Genomic DNA, 467 nt, shown 5'->3' with positions numbered 1-467 from the left:
TACCGCGCCGTCTTCGCCACTTCTTCCAAATGCGTCGCATACCCCGGTATCTGCCCCGGCCCACCGGCCTTTTTCCAGTGATGCACCACACGCTTGGACGAAATCCCAAGATCCCGGCGCAGCCTGTCGTAGGTGCCCAGGCTCAACCGCTTGTGCAGGAACGCAGTACTCAATTGCGCGCTGAGCTGCTGATACAGCGCCTGGCGCGATGCGAAGAATTCCGGGCTTCTGAGGTGCCCATGCAAGGCAAACTGCCGTTGGTGCAGCGCCTCGATGCCCTTGAGCGTGTCCTTGACCTGCCCAAGCCCCTTTTCCAGCATGTCCTTGCCCACGCCCATCGAGGTGCTCGCCCCACTCAGCACCCCGGCAATCTCCCCGATATGCGCCATCATGAAATTGGCCTCCTCCTCGCTGAGGATCGCCAACGACTCCCGTGCATGCTCGGCCGCGCGCATCAGGTCGGCTTC

General features: G+C 62.3%; 1 pseudogene. It reads right to left on the bottom strand.

The annotated features are described in order from the left end of the window. Positions 1 to 467: pseudogene (locus NJF35_RS24625) on the bottom strand (hypothetical protein); the annotation flags it as partial.

It is taken from the genome of Pseudomonas guariconensis, from assembly GCF_024127895.1.
Taxonomy (GTDB): Bacteria; Pseudomonadota; Gammaproteobacteria; order Pseudomonadales; family Pseudomonadaceae; genus Aquipseudomonas; species Aquipseudomonas guariconensis_B.
Note: the sequence above shows the minus strand (reverse complement) of the source record. Positions and strands in the feature narration are given on the sequence as shown.